At 55.2% G+C, this 1,414-nt stretch carries 1 protein-coding gene; it reads left to right on the top strand.

Annotation, left to right across the window (positions count from 1 at the left end):
• Positions 1-48 precede the first annotated feature (48 nt).
• Entirely contained in the window at positions 49-1,239 is a 1,191-nt protein-coding gene (locus HNR55_RS16650) for an IS701 family transposase (protein ID WP_166117240.1), read from the top strand.
• Positions 1,240-1,414 lie beyond the last annotated feature (175 nt).

Here is a 1,414-nt window from a genome sequence, read left to right as displayed (position 1 = left end):
TAGCACTACAGTTGCATTTTATGTTGAGTTCTGAATCTATGGGTAACCATGATTCAGGATATGATGAGTGGCGGCGCATCTGTTAAAGAGACGCTGGATTTGTGGGCGTCCGGGCTTCGGTCCGCCAAGGAGCGGATCGCGCCGTTGTTTACGCAGAAGCGTGTCGCAGCTTCTGCGTGCGCCTTCCTTGACGTTCTGATTGGCAATGACCCCCGCAAGACAGGATGGATGCGAGCGGAAGCTGCAGAAGATCCCGGTCCATGGCGGCAACAGGCGCTTCTGGGGCGCGGGAACTGGGATGCCGATGCCCTTCGCGATGTCGTCAGGGAGCATGTGGTCGAGCATCTGGGCACTGAAGATGGCGTGCTGGTCATCGATGAGACCGGTTTTCTGAAGAAAGGTCAGGCGTCCTGCGGTGTGGGGCGGCAGTATACGGGCTCTGTCGGCAAGATCACGAACTGCCAGATTGGTGTATTTGCCACTTATGTCTCGGCGCGGGGTCATGCCTTTGTTGACCGCGCCCTGTATCTTCCAAAAGACTGGACGTCGAACCGTGAGCGCCTGAAGCAGGCCCACGTTCCCGATGACGTGGTGTTTGCAACCAAACCGGCGTTAGCCTCGATGATGATCGAGCGGAGCCTTGAGGCTGGCGTGCCCTTCCGCTGGGTTGCAGCAGACAGCGTGTATGGCGTCGGCGATGTGGAACGCACGCTTCGCCGGGCAGGAATTGGATATGTCCTTGGGGTCAAAGGCAATCACTGGTTCGGGTCATGGGCGACAAACCCGATGATTGCAGGAGAAGCCAAAGATATTGCAGCAAATCTTCCAGAGCAGGACTGGCGCCGCCTGTCTGCGGGACACGGCACAAAAGGTGAGCGGTTATACGACTGGGCGTATCTTCCGCTTGCTGATCTGGATGCTGAAGAATTTGACTGCCTTATTGCCGGACCATGGACACGTGGCCTGCTGATCCGCCGAAACATCGCCGATGGAGACCTTGCCTATTTTACAACCTGGTGTCCGAAAGGGACAACCATGCAGGACCTCGTGAACGTTGAAGGGACGCGCTGGAGGATCGAAGAGTGTTTCGAGACAGCCAAAAATGAATTCGGTCTTGATCATAACGAAACCCGCTCATGGCATGGTTGGCATCGGCATGTTTCTCTGGTCATGCTTGCCTATGCCGTCATGGCAAGTGTCCGGTATCAGGCAAACTCACAAAAACCGAAAAAAACATAACGCAGAACACGATAGTCGTCGTCCGCTGGTCCATACAAGAAATCAGGCGTCTCGTCGTAAAACTCTCACAACGCAGACTGCCCGTCGCCCACATCCTCAGATGGTCTGTCTTTCGACGAAAACATCAAGCCAGCGCTATCCGCTCTCACTCACAACACAAAATGCAACTGTAGTG

Origin of the sequence: Acetobacter lovaniensis, assembly GCF_014207635.1 — a bacterium.
GTDB lineage: Bacteria > Pseudomonadota > Alphaproteobacteria > Acetobacterales > Acetobacteraceae > Acetobacter > Acetobacter lovaniensis.
Note: the sequence above shows the minus strand (reverse complement) of the source record. Positions and strands in the feature narration are given on the sequence as shown.